Annotated in this window: 1 protein-coding gene; it reads right to left on the reverse strand. The window is 72.5% G+C overall.

The window, feature by feature from the left end; genetic code table 11:
• Positions 1–294: 294 nt before the first annotated feature.
• Entirely contained in the window at positions 295–951 is a 657-nt protein-coding gene (locus FV223_RS27725; RefSeq protein ID WP_147729888.1) for a protein-L-isoaspartate O-methyltransferase, read from the reverse strand.
• Positions 952–1,362: the final 411 nt, after the last annotated feature.

Below are 1,362 nucleotides of genomic sequence, written 5' to 3' on the forward strand. Positions count from 1 at the left end.
GCCCGGCGGCGACGGCGAGGCCGGCCAGCCGAAGCGCGGGGCGCGTCGCAGGTTTGCGTTGTGTCACGTCGATCAGCCCTTGCGGTTTCTCGAAGACCATCTTGCCCGTCTTGCGACGGCCACGGCGCATGAGCGCCGGCCCGGTCACGCCCGCCCCGGGGCAGACCTTAACCCATTCACGAAGACGTGGCCCAGGGCGAGGACGGCCCATCCCTCGAATCGTCGGGACGTGGCGCATAAAAGCGACACCTCCCCCGCGCGATCGGAGCGCGATGCCGAGAGCGCGCCGACCGCTCAGAACGCGAAGCCGGCCTCTTCGCGGAACGCCGCCAGGCCCGGAAGCGCCGCGTCGAACAGCGGGCGTGCGCCGAAGGCGTCGCCGGCGCGGACGAACAGGGTCGCCTTGGCGGACTTGTCGCGACCGAGGACGCAGACGAGGCGGCCCTCGTCCTTCAGCTGGTCGAGCAGCGCCTGCGGGCGCACCTCGACGCGGCCGTTGATCAGGATCGCGTCGTACGGGCCGGCCTTCGGCAGGCCGGCGGCGAGGGGCCCCTCCACCACCTCGACCTGCGTCCCGTCGAGGCGCTCGCGCGCCGCCTCCGCCAGGGCGGGGTCCGATTCGAGGGCGGTGACCCGGCCGCCGAGGCGCGCCATCACGGCGGCGGCGTAGCCGTATCCGGTGCCGACATCGAGCGCCCGGACGCCGCCGCCGATGCGCAGCGCCTGGATCATCCGCGCGAGCAGCATCGAGGCCGGCATGTAGCGCAGGTCGCCGTCGCTGCCCCCGAGCTTCAGGTTCTGGTCGATATAGGCGAAGGGCTCCGCCCCCGGCGGTACGAAGTTCTCGCGCGGCACCGCGTCGAACGCGTCCAGCACCGCGATGTCGTTCACGTCGAAGGTCCGGAGCTGGCAGTCGACCATCAGGCGTCGGGCCTGCGCGTAATCGAGCATGGAGACGGGTTCCTCGACGCGGTTCGAACGAGCCGGTTCCGCGAGACGCCCGCCGAGGCCGCGCTCACGCTTCCGGATCAGCCGGTTTCTCGGGGATCGGGTGCCAAAAGGCAAGGTTGCGCCGGGCGGGCCGCCGGCCCGCGAACCGGTTCGGCGAGACATCCGCGCCCGCTCGACACGCCGCAGCGGCGCCGGGATGCAATCGGTAGTGACGGTGCGGGGAACCTGTTTCCCGAGGCGCTCGCCTTCGCCGGTTGGAGCGTGAATAACGGATCCGATGACGAGCGGGGGCCGGCGCAACGCGCCGAGATCCCGCCGAGCCCGGGAGACGCCGCGTGACACCCGTCCTGAGCCGAAGCCTCGCCGCGCTGGCGTTGACGACCTGCCTCGCCGCGCAAGGCGCCCTGGCGC

Origin of the sequence: Methylobacterium sp. WL116 (assembly GCF_008039455.1) — a bacterium.
Taxonomy (GTDB): Bacteria; Pseudomonadota; Alphaproteobacteria; order Rhizobiales; family Beijerinckiaceae; genus Methylobacterium.